This is a genomic window from Sphingobacterium sp. UBA6320 (assembly GCF_002440335.1).
Classification (GTDB): domain Bacteria; phylum Bacteroidota; class Bacteroidia; order Sphingobacteriales; family Sphingobacteriaceae; genus Sphingobacterium.
Map to the genome: position 1 here is coordinate 101618 of NZ_DJTA01000012.1, position 16441 is coordinate 118058.

The following is a 16441-nucleotide window of genomic DNA, read 5'->3' on the forward strand; positions in this document are numbered from 1 at the left end:
ATTTCATTAAATGAAAATTTATAGAAGTTTAGATGATTTTAAAGCATTGGAAAATGCAGTTGTTACCATTGGTACATTTGACGGCGTCCATATCGGTCATCAAAAAATATTAACTCATTTAAAAGAATGTGCTAAAAAAATTAATGGGGAAACGGTTTTATTAACCTTTTACCCTCACCCAAGACTAATTATCAATCCTGACGATGATAGCTTAAGGCTTATTAATGATATCGAAGAGAAAGTCAGTAGACTTTCTGAATTAGATATTGATCATTTAATCATTACCCCTTTCTCTCGTGATTTTTCAAACCAAACTCCTGAAGAATATATTAGCAATGTATTAGTCGGAAAATTAGGTACAAAAAAGATTGTAATTGGATATGATCATCACTTTGGAAAAGATAGAAAAGGTAGTTTAAAAGATTTGCAGCAGTATGCTGATATTTTTGATTATTCCGTAGAGCAGATCCCGGAGCAGGATATCAATGATGTAGCCGTATCCTCAACCAGAATACGTCTCGCCTTGATTACGGGTGATATCAACACCGCAAACCTGTATTTGGGTTATCCCTTTGAATTAACAGGAACGGTAATACGTGGTGATCAAATTGGACGAACAATAGGTTTTCCTACAGCCAACCTGCAGGTACATGAACAGCATAAATTGATTCCGGCCTATGGTATCTATGCTGTAGAAGTTCATATTTTTGATCATCTTCAAAATATCACCACAGGTGAATACATCGAAACAGAACCATATAGCATTGCTAAAGGAATGGGATACATAGGCACACGTCCGACGGTAGATGGAATGAATAGGAGTATTGAAATTAGTCTTTTCGACTTCAATGAAGATATTTATGGTAAAACATTGCGTGTGAAATTTTTACACTTTATTCGTCATGATGAAAGATTTGATTCGCTACAAGAAATGAAAGATCAAATTAAAGAGGATGAAAAACAAATAAGAGCGTTACTTTTTTAAATAAGATCAAGAATAAATAGAAATGGGTCAACGTTTTTTAGCGTTGACCCATTTCTATTTTAAAATTGATTCTAGATTACCAAATCACGATTCTATTCTTTTTAGGGACAAATAATTTATCACCTTCTTTAGTACCGAATGCTTCATGGAAACCATCTAAATTGATGATGGGCGCAAAAGCACGGTATTGTGCAGGCGAATGGGGATCTGTCTTCACTTGGTTCACAACAAACTCATCTGTGGTTTTCGTTCTCCAGATTGTCGCCCATGATAAAAAGAAACGTTGCTCTTGTGTATATCCATCGATCAAGCCTGGATTACCTTTATCTTTCAAATACATCTTCAATGCATCAAAAGCTACAGATGATCCACCTAAGTCTCCAATGTTTTCTCCTAAAGTAAAACGGCCATTTACTTTAACACCTGGTACGGGTTCGTACGCCTCAAATTGCTTGACCAACGCATCAGCCGAAGCTTCAAACTTAGCTTTATCTTCTTCAGTCCACCAGTTGTTCAAATTACCATTTCCATCATATTTAGCTCCTTGATCATCAAAACCATGAGATAACTCATGACCAATCACAGCACCGATACCACCAAAATTAACAGCTGCATCAGCTTTATAATCGTAGAATGGCGGTTGTAAAATAGCTGCTGGGAATACGATTTCGTTAAATAAAGGACTGTAATAAGCATTTACCGTTTGTGGAGTCATACCCCACTCTGTCTTATCAACAGGTTTACCTTGTTTATCTAAATTGTCTTTAAAAGCCCATTTGCGTTCATTTAAAATGTTGTCAAATAAAGAAGTACCAACTGCTAAAGTAGAGTAATCCTTCCATTTATCCGTATAGCCAATCTTCACTTTGAATTTAGCCAATTTTTCTAAAGCTTTCACTTTCGTATCTGCAGACATCCATGCTAGATCTTTGATGTGTTGCTGAAAAGATTTGATCAAATAATCGACCAATTCTTCTGCCTGTGCTTTTGCTTGTGGCGGGAAATTTTCTTTTACATACAACTTACCCAAAAGCTCTCCCACAAGGCTATTGACAAATTCAAGACCTCTTTTTTCCAGATCGCGCTGCTCTTTTTGACCTTTTAGCTTTTTACCCCAGAAATCAAAATTGAGTTGATCCAAATCCGCAGTTAGGTATCCTGCAGCATCATTCATGACATTAAATTTGAGCATCTCTTTGATCATATCCAAATTCTCAGGTTTCAGTACCTTATCTAGATTTTGGTAATAGCCCAATTCTGAAATAATAACCGTATCCGCCTTAAATCCTGTATCTTTCAAATATTTCGCTAGATCAATATTCTTAACCATCTTACCTAAATCAGCAACTGCAACTGGATTATAACGCTTTTCAGCATCACGCGACTGCTCTACTGTTTTTAGATTTTTAGCCAATTCTTTTTCAAATGCAACAATTTTTGGACCTTTTAAGTCACGAGAACGTTGACCGACTTTGCTATAAAGCGCCGAAATAAAATTAGAATAATCACCTAAAGTCTCGGTATTTTTAGCGTCTACCACTTGGTAATAAGAACGACCAAGACCTAAACTGGCAGCACCTAAATAAACCGTATTGACATTACTGTTTTTCAAATGCGCATATACATAACCACCAAAGAAAGGATTGCCACCGATAGGTGTTACTTCGACTAAGTAATTATATAGTCCTTTAAAATCCTTTATAGCATCGATCTTATCTAAAAAAGGCTTTATTGGAGTTACCCCCAATTGATTACGCTTGTCAAAATCAATGTAAGAACGGTACAAATCACCAATCTTTTGACCATCAGAGCCTTTTTCAAATGTAGTACTTAAGGATTCTTTTAAAATCTTTAAAGTGGCGATATCCGTATTTTCACGAAGTTCATCAAAAGATCCCCATCTTGCTTTATCTGAAGGTATTTCCACTGTTTTCATCCACTGACCGTTTACAAAATTGTAAAAATCATCCTGTGGACGGACACTCTTATCCATAAATGCTGGATTGATTGCTGGATTTTGCTGTGCAAAGAGAACCCCTCCACACATCATCAAAGCAGCAAGTACTGTGTGTTTTTTCATATCACCGTTATTTTGTTTTAATTTAATGACAAACTTAATAAAAGTAAGTATTATGTTTACAAGGAGAAACATTTAATTTCCATATGATCACTGAAATAGCTGGAAAACACTATAAAATCATTACCACAAATGCGAAGGATATTCGTTTAGAAACGAAGTTGGGTGTTCATACCATCTTTGTTCCTGCGAATATTGATGTCAATACATTAGAACAGTTTATAAAAAACAAAAAAACGATTACAGCTATTAACGAAGAAATTAGTTATATAGATGAGCCTATTCAACTATTTCAGCAAAACTATTTGCTTAAAATTATCGAGAGGAGCGCTATGCCTAATATCGTTGTAAAAAATACAACGATTTCCATTTATTGTAAACGTAAGAAGGAGTATCAAAAACAGTTAAAAAAATGGAGGAAACAATTTATATTACAGCAGCTGGCAGATCTCATTGGCTATTGGGAAGAAGAACTGCAGATATTGATCAATGAGATCAAACTTAGATCCATGCAAAAGCGTTTATACACTATTCAAGACCAAAATAGTATCACTTTTAGCAACGTTATTATTTGTTTGTCTATTTCTGAGCTGAAATACCTCATTTTTAATGCAATTACTGAACTTTTGAATTTGAGCCCCAAAATACGAACACACTATTTTCCTGAAGAACAATTGATTCAGGATCAAATTGCTTATACATTAAAGACATGTCAACAATCAAATTAAATATAAAGGTGTCTGAAAAAGAATGGGTAGAAATCAATCATAATTTCACATTATTAGTCAATAAAATCACAGTTGACGACCGAAGAAAATTACAGGAAGTTGTATTTGACAATTTATCAGATAAAGATGGTGCCCCGCAAATTGATGATCTGATTATCGAAAAATTCACTATTGATGAAAAAAAGACACGTGGTAAGTTCCGAATTAATTTCAGTATAAATCGTCAATTCTGTTGCAGCGATACCAGCTCTTGTCAGTCGGATTATATCGATTTCACTTTTACTTATCGGCCAAATTTTATAAATGCGATAGGAGATTTTGTAAACTGGAATATTGAAAATTAGTATAAAATGGAAATACCAAATCGGTACAAAGTCAATACTTCCTCTTTTCAACATTATTGGACAAAGGGAGCTGGAGTAAAACTATTAAAAAAGTTAGACCATAAACCCAGCATAGATGATGCGAAAAACCTTATTCCTTATCTGTACGCATACGATGAGTCTGCAGACAAATTGGTAAACCAACTGCATCTACAAGTGGGATTTGTAAAAGGTCAACAACTTATAAAAGATTATTTAACAGATCCTAAAAGTGTTCTGATGCCCTTTAAAGATGCACTAGATACCTTTTTTAAACAAATAGACACTTCACCATCATGGCTCAATTGGAACATGGTAGAAAAAGGTATAGAAGTTTGCCAACGGTCAGGTTTAAGTGGATTAATTGTACTTCGCGATTATTGCCTTATGGGTGGCTATGAATCTGCGGCCATCAATAAACCATTAATTTATACAGGCGCTTTAAAAAAAGGAGCAGTCAAAAGACTTGCTGATACAGTTGAATTCTGGGTTGATATCATGCAAAACCAATCCTTAAAAAAGGATCAGATCGGTTTTCGGAAAATCATTGAAACCAGAATGATCCATTCCTATTCTCGGATTAATATTTTGAGTAAAACGAATTGGAAGCAAGATGACTGGGGCATTCCACTCAACCAGTGGGACATGTTGGCAACAAACCTAGGCTTTTCTTTAGTTTTTATGGTAGGTCTACAACGTATGCATTTTCAAATCCTTCCTGACGACATCACTGCTGTACTTCACCTTTGGAAATATATTGGTTACTTATTAGGAATTCCTCTTGAATTATTGCCTGACACAGAGCAGGAAGCAATCCATGCACTTTATTATTGGACTATGACACAAAAAGAAGGCGATGCAGATTCTAAACTGCTAGCAAATGCACTACAGCAGGAACCAATAGCAGCATATTACCCCACATCAGCATTAGGACGTAAAATGATGCGTGAAATTCACCTTTATTACAACTACTACCTTTTAGGTAATTATTCATGTCAACTTTTAGGTTTAAACAAATCGCGATTTGGCGCTATTGCCTATCTTAACATCTTAAAAAATAAAATCCGAAATAGCAAGCTTATGACGGACAATCATCTACATATGATGATTACAAAAGGGAGATCCGAACAATTAGAAGTAAAAAGAATTTATCTGACTTATAATAAAAGAGAAAACAATAAAAAGAGCTAGTTTGTCTACCTTAATGCAATTCCATTTGCTTTTAACATGGTTTTAAATTTAGGATTGCGAATATACTGGTTAAAAGCGTGGCTTTCCATTCCTGAAAAATCAGTTTTATCAATGCAAGTATAATGTTTGATCAATTCGTTGTAGACATCATCTTTGTACCCTAAATCCGTTGGTGTTAATTTATCCGCAAGAAATCCAACAAATTTCTTGAGCATCTTGTCGGTATTATTCGTGGTAATATGAATTTTTTTAATTTGAGGACTAAATGAACAGAAAGAATCATTACCCATTTCATTTGATTTAAAATCTATCAATCCAATTGCTGGTGCTAACATAATACATGTAATACGATTTTGGTTTTCTGATAAGCTACTTGCTTTTTCTACATCAACATTATGAACTTCCTTAATTTCTTTAATAAATTTCTCATTAAAAGATGGCTTACTCAACGCGCTGAGCACTACAGATGCTCCACGACTATGTGAAATAATATAAATATCTTTATTAGATATCGCATTTAACACCCTTCGTAAACCAAACTCACCTGCCATTTGGCTGAAAGATGTGGCCGTAAACCAAACTTTGACTCCTGCAAAAGGATTTGTAATGGACAATCCATCCCAGTAAAAACGTATGATCTCGTCTTCCTGAGCATTAATCTTAATCAGCTTTTGGATGTAACCATAACTCTCATTTACTTCTTGATTGGTAGCATTAAATCCATGAACAAAAATAAAAATACGTTTCTTTGATTTCACATGCTCCTTGAGTTCTTTTAGTTTTTTAACTTCAAATCCATTCAGCTCATCTACAATTCCTCTGTCTGTCGCTATTTTCATCAATGAATAGGCTTCTCTTTTTCCATTCTGCGGAGGATTTCCATAAGATTTTCGCCAATTATCAGGATAAAAATTTCCATTCTGGTCTACAAATGAATTTGAGATATTTGGTTTTACGAATGAATTAGGTTTCTGCGAAATAGGCACATTGTGGATAATACCACAAGAAGAACAAAATATGAGTATGATTAAATAGCGCAAGTTTGAATTCATATATCTTTGAAATATAGTTAAACTAAAAATAGTGGAAATTATTGATAGAACGTCACCATCACCTAATTGTTTTATCTTGCTAATGATAAAAGTATTGTAAATAATATGAATTACAATACTTTAATTATATTTCGCTGCAAAATCGTGGCTATATACTAAATCTCGGCACTATGTTTGGTAAAGAAATAATTCAGAAAAAACTATCCTTTAAGAAGTTAAGATTTTCTGATATGTCATCGTTTTAATCAGCCATGTTTTATGAAGTATTTCTCTATCGAAAAAAAATTACAATTTACTATTTTTATATGTCTCCTATTTATTTCTTGTCAAAATGGGCAACCTAAAAATAGTCCCCAAAAAGATACTACTGCAGATTCATTGGCAGCGTCGAAAAAGAAAGCAGAGCAAATAGCGAAAGCTGAACCAAAGACCGCAGAAGACATCAAGATCACCAAAGAGTTACAATATACAAAGTATACATTGGAAGATACTTATCCATATAAAGATACTGTGCGGCAATTTCAATGGGATAAAATAAAAGAAAAATTAGCCTTTATTGAAAATTTTCAAGATGGAGAGTCGATCTATGGAGTTTTGCAAAATTATCAAAACTCGAATGGTGAGGCACCAACAATTCCTAATTTTAAAAGAGATTCTTACAAGCGCGTTGCCGACTCTTTAGGAACGGAGCGCTATCAAGCAAGTCCATTATATCGTATAGGGGAAACAAAATTACCTGCTATATATGGTAAAGATGGATGGCTAGTCAAGCTACAAAGTAGTGACACCCTAAAACGTATAAAAGTTGAGGGTGTATCTTTTAATGGAACTTGGGAAGTGCCAAAAAGATATGTTAAAACAATTGGAGATTCGGTCAAATTTGACCAAGTAGCGGTTGTAGATGTTACAAACCAAAATATTTGTACACTGGATAAAACAGAAAAAGGATGGGTAGTACGCAGCATGAATCCTGCTACAACAGGCCGTCACAAGCCTCCCCATGCACAAGAAACACCTACGGGTATATTTGTGCTTCAACAGCATAAATCTAAAATGTTCTATTTTAAAGATGGTACAAAGAGTATAGAAGGATATGCGCCATATGCAAGCCGTTTTACGGCCGGAGCTTATATACACGGGGTTCCTGTTAATAATCCTAATGGAAAAATAACAGAATATACCTCTACTTTAGGTACCATTCCTCGTTCACATATGTGTGTCAGAAATGCGTCATCGCATGCACAATTTGTTTATAAAAGGTCAAAAGACTTTCAAACATTGGTGATAGTTATTGATTAACAATAATTAATAAACTGATTAACAATTTTTTACACTTTTTAACTATCTTTAGTTCTTAGATTTGTATTTGAAAAACAATTAAGGATAAGATATGGAGAAATTAGTGTTCATTTTATTTATGGGTTTATATGCGGCAGTATTCTCAGAATCAAAAAATACAGTAGCGCCAGAAATTCATAAAAAACAAATTGAAATTAAAAAAGAACTATCGAAGGTAGATTCACTCTACCAAAGCATGAATCTGAAGGATGTGGTGAACTATAAAGCATTCGCAGAAGCAATGGAAGGTTATCAATTACTACCGGCTAAAAACAAAGATATATTATCAATAATTGATTTTACATTGGCATCAACAGAAAAAAGACTTGTTGTATTAGATATTAAGAACGAAAAAGTCCTTTTTCATTCCCTTGTTTCGCACGGTAAAAATAGCGGAAGCAATTACGCTACTTCTTTCTCAAATACTCCCGAATCTTACCAAAGCTCACTTGGTTTTTATGTAACGGAGAATACTTATCAAGGTGAAAATGGATATTCTCTAGTGCTAAATGGATTGGAAGAGGGGTTCAATGACAAGGCTAAATCAAGAGCTGTAGTGGTGCATGGAGCAGATTATGTAAACACAGGTATCGTAAGTGCGTTGGGTCGATTAGGACGCAGCTATGGCTGTCCTGCCTTGCCCAGAGAATTAAGCAAACCTATTATCAACACCATCAAAGATGGTACGCTGTTATTTATATACGCGGACAATGAAGAGTACTTTGCAAAATCAAAAGTCTTAAATCATCGCAATGCGCTCATGGCACATTACGAAAAAGATATGGCTGATCGTCAATTTGGAACGTTAAATTAATAAAAAAGCTCTCAAGTAAATCTTGAGAGCTTTTTTATTAATTACCGTAGGTAAAGTTGCATGTAGAGACTGACTCCATCTTCAAATGCGTTAATTCTTAATATATGATTGATGATACATCTCTTCTATAATTTTTCCTGATCCCAAAAATCTGCGTTTTTAATGCCCAATTCCCTTGCACTAAATTTTGGATTCAACTCCCCTCTATTTCGTTTCATTTTATAGTCTTTCCAAACCTTTAATGCTGTTTTGCTCATCAATAATATAGCAATCAAATTGACATAAGCCATTAGACCGACCCCAATATCTCCAATTGCCCAAGCAATCTCAGCCGTTTTTACAGATCCATAATATACCGCACCTAAAAATACCAGTCGTAAAACCCAAGTAATTGTAGGATTTACCTTATTTGAAAAGATATAGGACAAATTAGTTTCTGCATAATAGTAATAGGCCATTACTGTAGTAAATGCAAAGAAGAATAGTGCTATTGCGACAAAGCCATTACCTATCAAAGGAAAATGGTGCGATACTGCTGCTTGTGTAAAAGCTGTATAATTTACTCCAGGTATATGTTCTGAAATAAACCCCATCAGTTGGCCAGCACCATCGAATTGCCCCACATTATACTGATTGGTAAATAAAATCATGAGCCCTGTGGCTGTACAAACAAATAGAGTATCGACATATACTGAGAATGCTTGCACCAATCCCTGTTGTGCTGGATGACTCACTTCTGCTGCTGCGGCAGCATGTGGGGCAGTGCCCTGTCCAGCTTCATTGGAATAAATACCTCTCTTAACTCCCCAAGCTATGGCCATACCGACCACTCCTCCAAATGTAGCATTCACACTAAAAGCAGAGCTGAAGATTAAACCAAAAACATCGAATATCTGGGTATAATTTAAAGCAATGATCACTAAAGCCATTAATATATAAGCTCCTGCCATAAATGGCACAACAAGCTCAGCAACACGTCCGATACGCTGTACACCACCAAAAATGATAACAGCAAGTAAAATTACTACTCCTATGCCTGTGTATGCTACAGGTATCTCAAATGCGTTGTGCATGGAAGATGCAATGGCATTACTCTGCACACCCGGTAATAAAAAACCAGTACTTGCAATTGTTATAATAGCAAATAAAACAGCATACCATTTTACACCGAGACATTTTTCGATATAATAAGCCGGACCTCCTTTAAATTCACCACCGACCTGCTGTTTATATACCTGCGCTAAGGTAGACTCAACAAACGCTGACGCAGCACCTAAAAATGCAATGGCCCACATCCAAAAGATAGCACCTGGACCGCCCATATATATAGCTGTAGCAACTCCGATAATATTTCCGGTACCCACACGACCTGAAATAGCCAGTGCAAAAGCTTGGAAGGAAGAAATACCTTCGTCGGTTTGTTTCTTTTGAAACAACAAACGCAACATATCTTTGATATAGGTCAGTTGAAGAAATCCGGTACGTATGGAGAAATACAAACCCGTCAATAAGCATAAATAAATAAAAATATCACTCCATACAAGGTCAGAGGCTATTTTCACAACATTTTCAAAATAATTTTCCGTCATAATTTAAGGTTTTGCTAATTACTAGCGTTTAATTCATATTTCAAGTTCTGAAAATATAAATTTTTATTCAGGATGATGCAAAAAACATTTCAGAAAATAAAAAAAAGCCAGACTAATCAAAATTAATCTGGCTTTAAGTGATCTATGCAGTGTAACGCTACACCATATCAATTATAGAACAATATCGAGCAAATAGAAAATAGCAAATATCACCGATGCGATACCATTTGTTGTCATAAAAGCACGATCAACACGACTCAAATCAGTAGGACTCACAATTCGATGTTGATAGATCAGTAAAGATCCGTAAAAGACAACACCTATATAATAAAACCAGCCTACTTCCATATACAATATCGGTAGTAGGACGAATATAAATGAACATATGTGTAAAATTTCAGAGAACCTTAAAGCTCCTTTTGTACCTAGCAATACAGGAATAGAGTTCAACTTATTTAGACGGTCAAATTCCTCATCTTGTAATGCGTAAATAATATCAAATCCACTTACCCAACACAACACTGCCAGTCCATAAAGTACGGGTACAATATGAAATTGTCCTGTAACTACTAAATAAGCACCGACAGGAGCTAAACCTAATCCTAACCCAAGCACCAAATGACATAATGCAGTAACACGTTTAGTATAAGAGTAAAACAGCACAACAAATAAAGCAATAGGTGATAACATAAAGCACAAACTATTGATAAAATAGGTCGCAATTACAAAAATCAAGCAGTTCGTGATGGTAAATAGTAGTGCGCCATGTGCAGAAATTCTACCAGCTGGAATATCACGCATTGCTGTTCTAGGATTAATTGCATCAATATCCCTATCTAAGTAACGATTGAACGCCATGGCTGCATTCCTTGCTGTAACCATACAAATAAGCATAAGTAATAACAGCTTCCAATCAAAAGTATGATTGGTTGTATGGATTGCTAAGAAAAAACCAATAATGGCAAATGGCAATGCGAAAATACTATGCGCAAACAATACTAAGGATAAATATTTCTTCATAAACTATTCCTCTTCGTCAGCATGACGATATCTATCAAGATCGACGTCACCGTATTTATCCTCATCACCATCATCATATCCATCTTGATCAATATCTGAAGTCACCTCAGGCAAAACAAATCGCGTATTGATATCAGCGATAGTATCCAATATAGCATCACAACCTGATTTCACTTCTGCAGAAGTTAAGAAACATTTGGGGATCTCTTCAAACCATTCCGACAAAGCTTTTCTAAATTTTGACATATTCACATCAGATTTCACATGGGATTGTTTATCTGCTTTGGTAAATACGAGCATAAAGGGCAATCCCTTCTCACCTAACCAATAACAAAATTCAAGATCTATTTTCTGTGGTTCATGGCGGCTATCGATCAAAACAAAAATACATTGCAAATTATCGCGATGGGTTAAATAACGACGAATAAATTTCTCCCAAGCTTCACGATTAGTTTTCGAAGTCTTAGCAAAACCATAACCAGGCAAATCCACTAAAAACCAATCATCATTGATAATAAAATGGTTTATAAGTTGCGTTTTACCGGGTTTTTGAGACGTTTTAGCTAAACCTTTTTTACCAACCATAGCATTGATTAGTGATGATTTACCCACATTGGAACGACCAATAAAAGCATACTCTGGTAGTTTGCCTTCCGGCAATTTATCAACTCGTGTATTACTACAGATGAATTCGGCTTTTTTAATTTGCATCTTGCAAAGGTAGCATAAAACTCTCCTTCTGACAAATTCAACTCAGATCCAAATTTATAAAAACGATAAAGTAAATAAAAGTGTAACATTTCATGCGGACTGTTTACTAACTTTAAAAATACTCATGTAAAGCACATGTAACTGATTAGCTAACTGATACACATTATCGATAAATAGGATGAGTATCATCAACTATCAAAAAAACAGCAAGAGTATACTACAAAGCCGTTACAAAATATATAACACATAAGAATTAACCAAAATAAAACATGCTTTTAGAAATCAAAAATGTCGTAAAAGACTATGCGAGTCATAGAGCCTTGGATCATGTATCTCTTAATATTCCAAGAGGAAAAATATTTGGACTTTTAGGTCCCAATGGTGCAGGAAAAACATCATTGATCAGAATCATCAATCAAATAACTGGTCCAGATTCTGGAGAAATTATTTTCGATGGTGAGCCATTAGCGCCTAAACATATTGGACGTATAGGCTATCTTCCTGAGGAAAGAGGACTTTATAAGAAGATGAAAATAGGTGAACAAATGCTTTACTTAGCTCAATTAAAAGGTCTGAATAAGAAAGAAGCAACTGATCGAATTAATTATTGGTTTGAAAAACTAGACATTTTGTCATGGTGGGATAAACGAGTAGAAGATCTCAGTAAAGGCATGCAACAAAAAGTACAATTTATAGCCACTGTACTTCATCAACCTGATCTGATTATCTTGGACGAACCGTTCTCTGGATTTGACCCCGTCAATGCTAACCTAATCAAAGATGAAATCATCGAATTGAACAAAAAAGGCGCTACAATCATCTTTTCGACACATCGTATGGAATCTGTCGAAGAACTTTGCGATCATATCGCTTTGATAAACCGCTCGAAGAAAATACTAGATGGTAACATTAAGGACATTAAAAACAAATATAAAAATCAAACCTATAAAATAGAATTACAGTCTTTAGCTGATGAAAAATTAATCCATATAGAAAATCTATACGAATTAAAATATTTAGAACAAATTGAAAACAAGACAAATATAATAATCAAGATAAACAAAGACATTAGCATAAATGAAGTATTACAAAGTCTCCTACCATTAGCCGAGATCCATCAAGTATTAGAGATCGTTCCGTCAATTAATGACATTTTCATCGAGCAGGTTACCCTATCCAATAATTCTAAAAAAGAAATCGATCATGCATAAAATATTACTCATTATCCAACGCGAATACTTTTCACGTGTCAAAAAGAAATCATTCCTATTGATGACATTTCTGGTTCCCCTATTTTTCATCGCTTTATACGGTGGAATATTTTATTTGACAAAGAAAAGTTTCAAAGATGCCCATGCTCATGTTTACATTCTGGATCAACATGGTGACTTTGCTTCCCAATTGAAAAGTGACCCCAACATAACGTTCACTGTAAGTGACCGCTCGCTAAAAGATTTGAAAATACAAATCAAAGACGATGAGCAAAACAGCTCCATTCTGGTTATTCCAAAAAACATCTACCAGAAATCTGACATTGAGCTCATTTCTGCTGATAAAGCAAATATTACAATCCAAAACTCCATCGCTCGCCAGCTCGAAGGTATCATCCGACTAACGGAATACAAAAAACTGGGCATTGACCCTCAAGTACTAGTTTCTGTACAACCGCATATAAACGTCAATGCCAAAGAATTGACTGAAGACGGGGAAGAGAAAAACAGCAACACAGGTATCGCTATGGGTATCGGTGTAGGGTTAGCAATATTAGTTTACCTTTCGCTATTTCTTTATGGCGTTCAAGTGATGCGGGGTGTCATTGAAGAAAAAAGTAACCGTATCATCGAAGTCATTATCTCATCGGTCAAACCTTTCCAGTTGATGATGGGCAAAATCATCGGCATTGGTATGGTCGGACTTACCCAATTCCTACTTTGGATTATACTTACAGGTGGATTAATCTTTTTAGCTACTAATCTGCTAAATAAAGAAGCTGTAGAACAGGCGGCAATGCAGCAAGGCAGTATGGCGAATATGCAGCAAACAACAGGCTCTGGATTTGGTTTCGGCATATTGCAACATCTCGATTCAGTTAACGTCACAGAGATCATTATTTGTTTCTTCCTGTTCTTCCTTGCAGGTTACTTACTCTATAGCGCTATCTTTGCCGCAGTTGGTTCAGCTGTAGATAGTGAGACAGAAGCCAATCAATTCACCATGCCCATCACAATGCCTTTATTGCTAACTTATGTGTTATCGTTTGGTGTCATTATCAATGATCCTAATGGCCCTATAGCAACATGGTTAAGCTTCATACCCTTCACCTCCCCTATCGCCATGTTGGTGCGTATACCATTTGGAGTGCCGACTTGGCAGATCGCTGTGTCATTAATCATTTTGATTCTTACTTTTTTGCTAGTAACTTGGTTAGCAGCCAAAATATACCGAGTTGGTATTCTGATTTATGGTAAAAAAGCAAATTATAAAGAGATTATGAAGTGGATGAAATATTAGTACACTTTAGCCTATAATAAAACAGTTCTTTTCAGTCAAAAAAGAACTGTTTTATTAAAAAAAAACTATTTACCGAGTATTTTCATATGTCTTTTCTCTTTACCGAGGCCTCCCCCCCTTTTACCGAGTTTACCAGACCATTTACCTGATTGCCGTTCATACTTTTAGTTGACGTATCTATTTTTGATTTAACAAAAGAAAAACTTTAATCAAGAATCTAAAACTAAAAACCATGAAAAATTCATTCAACTCGATCTTTATCGTATTTGCACTAATAGGAGCTCTCGTAGCTTTGACAACTAATAGTTTTGCAAAAGATAAAAAGATTAAAAACACAAATCCTATCACTGTTATTGATAGCTATATCCAGATCACAACGGAAGGTAATACCGAAGGTATCCAACATTTATTTTCCAAAGATTTTAAGTGGACACAATCTTCAAATGCAAAAACAAAAACATATAATAAATCAGATCTGATTACCTACCTAAAATCAAACAAGGGACTTATTCAAAATTGTAATACGAACTACAGTATTGTTGAAAAGAATGACAACTGTGTCATAGCAAGAATAGAGATGAAATATGATACATTTACAAAAATTGAATGTATAACTTTATGTAACGAAAATCAAGAATGGAAAATAAATCAAATCATCGAGTCTTACAAATAGCAGCGAGCAATATCAACGAAAAAAGGTCTTAAAACTAAATTTTAAGACCTTTCATTATTTTATTTATAGTTTTCTATTTCATTAAGAATCCACCACCAATCAAATCATTGCCTTCATAAAAAACAGCAGATTGTCCAGGAGCAATTCCTTTTACATTATGGACAAAGTCAATCTTTACCATATCTCCCTCTTGCGAGATCGTTGATAAAGCTCCAGCATCTTTATAGCGTACTTTTGAAATTGCTTCCATTGGTTGATCCAATGAAGCATATTTCACCAAATTGACGTTGCGCACATAAGCGAATGATTTTTCCAATTCATGCTCCTCACCTAAAACTACGGTATTACTTTCTGGAAGTATCTCGACCACAAACATAGGTTTGCCCAATGCAATTCCCAAACCTTTACGCTGCCCAATAGTAAAGTAAGGATAACCGATATGCTGACCTACTACTGTACCATCTGTCAAGATAAAGTTACCTTGACCAATTTGTTGATCTAATGTTGGCACTTTATGTCTTAAAAAAGCACGGTAGTCATTATCCGGTACAAAACAGATTTCATAGCTTTCCGCTTTATTAGCAAGCTCAACCTGCCCCATATCTAAAGCCATCTGGCGTATTTCCTTTTTCGTAAATGATCCTAATGGAAATTGAGTTCGTGCCAAGTTTTCTTGTGCCACTCCCCAAAGTACATATGACTGATCTTTATTTTCATCTTTACCTTTCGAAATCACATAACGGTTATTATCGTGAAGGCGAATATTGGCATAGTGTCCCGTAGCAATAAACTCACAGTCCAATTTGTTAGCACGCTTCATTAACGCCTCCCATTTGATATGGGTATTACACAATACACAAGGATTTGGCGTACGGCCGGCAATATATTCCTCTACAAAGTTATCAATAACAAAATCGCCAAACTCATCTCTAATATCCAATATATAATGTGGAAAACCATAATTGACAGCCAATGAACGTGCATCGTTGATACTATCCAAGCTACAACATCCAGTTTCCTTAGACGAACCACCAGATGCTGCGTAATCCCAAGTCTTCATCGTGATCCCTATGACTTCATATCCCTGTTCATGAAGCATGACAGCCGCGACCGAACTGTCAACACCCCCACTCATAGCAACTAATACTCTTCCTCTTTTACTCATTTTATTTTATTGAAATGCAAAGATAGGCTATTTCAAATTTTAACGTGTTAATTTCTTGTAAATTTTATCTGTATCTAAATCAAGTCTTTCAAAAAAATACATGAAATAAATGGGTGAAAAATTTTAGAATTCGAATTATCGGGGTATATTTGCATCGCATTCAAAGTTAAATGTGAGTGCAGATGATGGTGCCATAGCTCAGTTGGTAGAGCAAAGGACTGAAAA

Annotated in this window: 15 protein-coding genes; 9 read left to right on the top strand and 6 right to left on the bottom strand. The window is 35.2% G+C overall.

The annotated features are described in order from the left end of the window. Window positions 1-10: 10 nt before the first annotated feature. A complete protein-coding gene (locus tag B3P23_RS07635) occupies window positions 11-985 on the top strand; it encodes a bifunctional riboflavin kinase/FAD synthetase (RefSeq protein ID WP_045754412.1) in 975 nt (324 codons plus the stop codon). Window positions 986-1061: 76 nt separating this feature from the next. Here B3P23_RS07635 and B3P23_RS07640 read toward each other — a convergent pair whose 3' ends face one another. Continuing rightward, the gene (locus tag B3P23_RS07640) at window positions 1062-3065 is read right to left on the bottom strand and encodes a M13 family metallopeptidase (RefSeq protein WP_094771681.1); all 2004 of its coding nucleotides are present in this window, start codon (window positions 3063-3065) and stop codon (window positions 1062-1064) included. 83 nt (window positions 3066-3148) lie between these two features. Between B3P23_RS07640 and B3P23_RS07645 the strand changes: the two genes are divergently transcribed. The 3 genes from B3P23_RS07645 to B3P23_RS07655 are packed head-to-tail and all read left to right on the top strand — an operon-like array spanning window position 3149 to window position 5343. Next, a complete protein-coding gene (locus B3P23_RS07645; protein WP_045754410.1) occupies window positions 3149-3790 on the top strand; it encodes a YgjP-like metallopeptidase domain-containing protein in 642 nt (213 codons plus the stop codon). Continuing rightward, window positions 3772-4134, top strand: a complete 363-nt coding sequence (locus B3P23_RS07650) for a hypothetical protein (RefSeq protein ID WP_045754409.1) — start codon at window positions 3772-3774, stop codon at window positions 4132-4134. Before B3P23_RS07645 ends, B3P23_RS07650 begins: the two co-directional genes overlap by 19 nt. 6 nt (window positions 4135-4140) lie before the next feature. Continuing rightward, complete coding sequence (locus B3P23_RS07655; RefSeq protein WP_248754151.1) at window positions 4141-5343, top strand: oxygenase MpaB family protein; 1203 nt, start codon at window positions 4141-4143, stop codon at window positions 5341-5343. A gap of 5 nt (window positions 5344-5348) precedes the next feature. Here B3P23_RS07655 and B3P23_RS07660 read toward each other — a convergent pair whose 3' ends face one another. Further along, window positions 5349-6395, bottom strand: a complete 1047-nt coding sequence (locus tag B3P23_RS07660; protein WP_045755563.1) for an alpha/beta hydrolase — start codon at window positions 6393-6395, stop codon at window positions 5349-5351. A 258-nt stretch (window positions 6396-6653) separates the two neighbouring features. On the opposite strand from B3P23_RS07660, the gene B3P23_RS07665 reads away from it, so the two are divergent. Further along, entirely contained in the window at window positions 6654-7694 is a 1041-nt protein-coding gene (locus B3P23_RS07665; RefSeq protein ID WP_293925293.1) for a L,D-transpeptidase, read from the top strand. Between the two features lie 91 nt (window positions 7695-7785). After that, window positions 7786-8547, top strand: coding sequence for a murein L,D-transpeptidase catalytic domain family protein (locus B3P23_RS07670; protein WP_045754406.1), 762 nt, complete (start codon window positions 7786-7788; stop codon window positions 8545-8547). A 125-nt stretch (window positions 8548-8672) separates the two neighbouring features. Here the strand turns inward: B3P23_RS07670 and B3P23_RS07675 are convergent, their stop codons facing one another. The 3 genes from B3P23_RS07675 to yihA form a co-directional block, all read right to left on the bottom strand. Beyond that, window positions 8673-10136, bottom strand: coding sequence for an alanine/glycine:cation symporter family protein (locus tag B3P23_RS07675; protein ID WP_293925294.1), 1464 nt, complete (start codon window positions 10134-10136; stop codon window positions 8673-8675). A 171-nt stretch (window positions 10137-10307) separates the two neighbouring features. Continuing rightward, on the bottom strand, window positions 10308-11156 hold the full coding sequence (locus tag B3P23_RS07680; protein WP_094771646.1) for a UbiA-like polyprenyltransferase: 849 nt from the start codon (window positions 11154-11156) through the stop codon (window positions 10308-10310). Window positions 11157-11159: 3 nt separating this feature from the next. After that, the gene (yihA, locus tag B3P23_RS07685) at window positions 11160-11867 is read right to left on the bottom strand and encodes a ribosome biogenesis GTP-binding protein YihA/YsxC (RefSeq protein WP_084405355.1); all 708 of its coding nucleotides are present in this window, start codon (window positions 11865-11867) and stop codon (window positions 11160-11162) included. 269 nt (window positions 11868-12136) lie between these two features. Between yihA and B3P23_RS07690 the strand changes: the two genes are divergently transcribed. From B3P23_RS07690 to B3P23_RS07700, 3 genes are all read left to right on the top strand, one after another. Next, window positions 12137-13078: an ABC transporter ATP-binding protein gene (locus tag B3P23_RS07690; RefSeq protein WP_293925295.1), complete on the top strand. Its 942-nt coding sequence runs from the start codon at window positions 12137-12139 to the stop codon at window positions 13076-13078. Then, window positions 13071-14378: an ABC transporter permease gene (locus B3P23_RS07695; protein ID WP_248754157.1), complete on the top strand. Its 1308-nt coding sequence runs from the start codon at window positions 13071-13073 to the stop codon at window positions 14376-14378. Before B3P23_RS07690 ends, B3P23_RS07695 begins: the two co-directional genes overlap by 8 nt. Before the next feature lie 232 nt (window positions 14379-14610). Beyond that, on the top strand, window positions 14611-15051 hold the full coding sequence (locus B3P23_RS07700; RefSeq protein WP_045756037.1) for a nuclear transport factor 2 family protein: 441 nt from the start codon (window positions 14611-14613) through the stop codon (window positions 15049-15051). 73 nt (window positions 15052-15124) lie between these two features. Here B3P23_RS07700 and mnmA read toward each other — a convergent pair whose 3' ends face one another. Further along, complete coding sequence (gene mnmA, locus B3P23_RS07705; RefSeq protein ID WP_094771649.1) at window positions 15125-16216, bottom strand: tRNA 2-thiouridine(34) synthase MnmA; 1092 nt, start codon at window positions 16214-16216, stop codon at window positions 15125-15127. Between the last annotated feature and the right edge of the window lie 225 nt (window positions 16217-16441).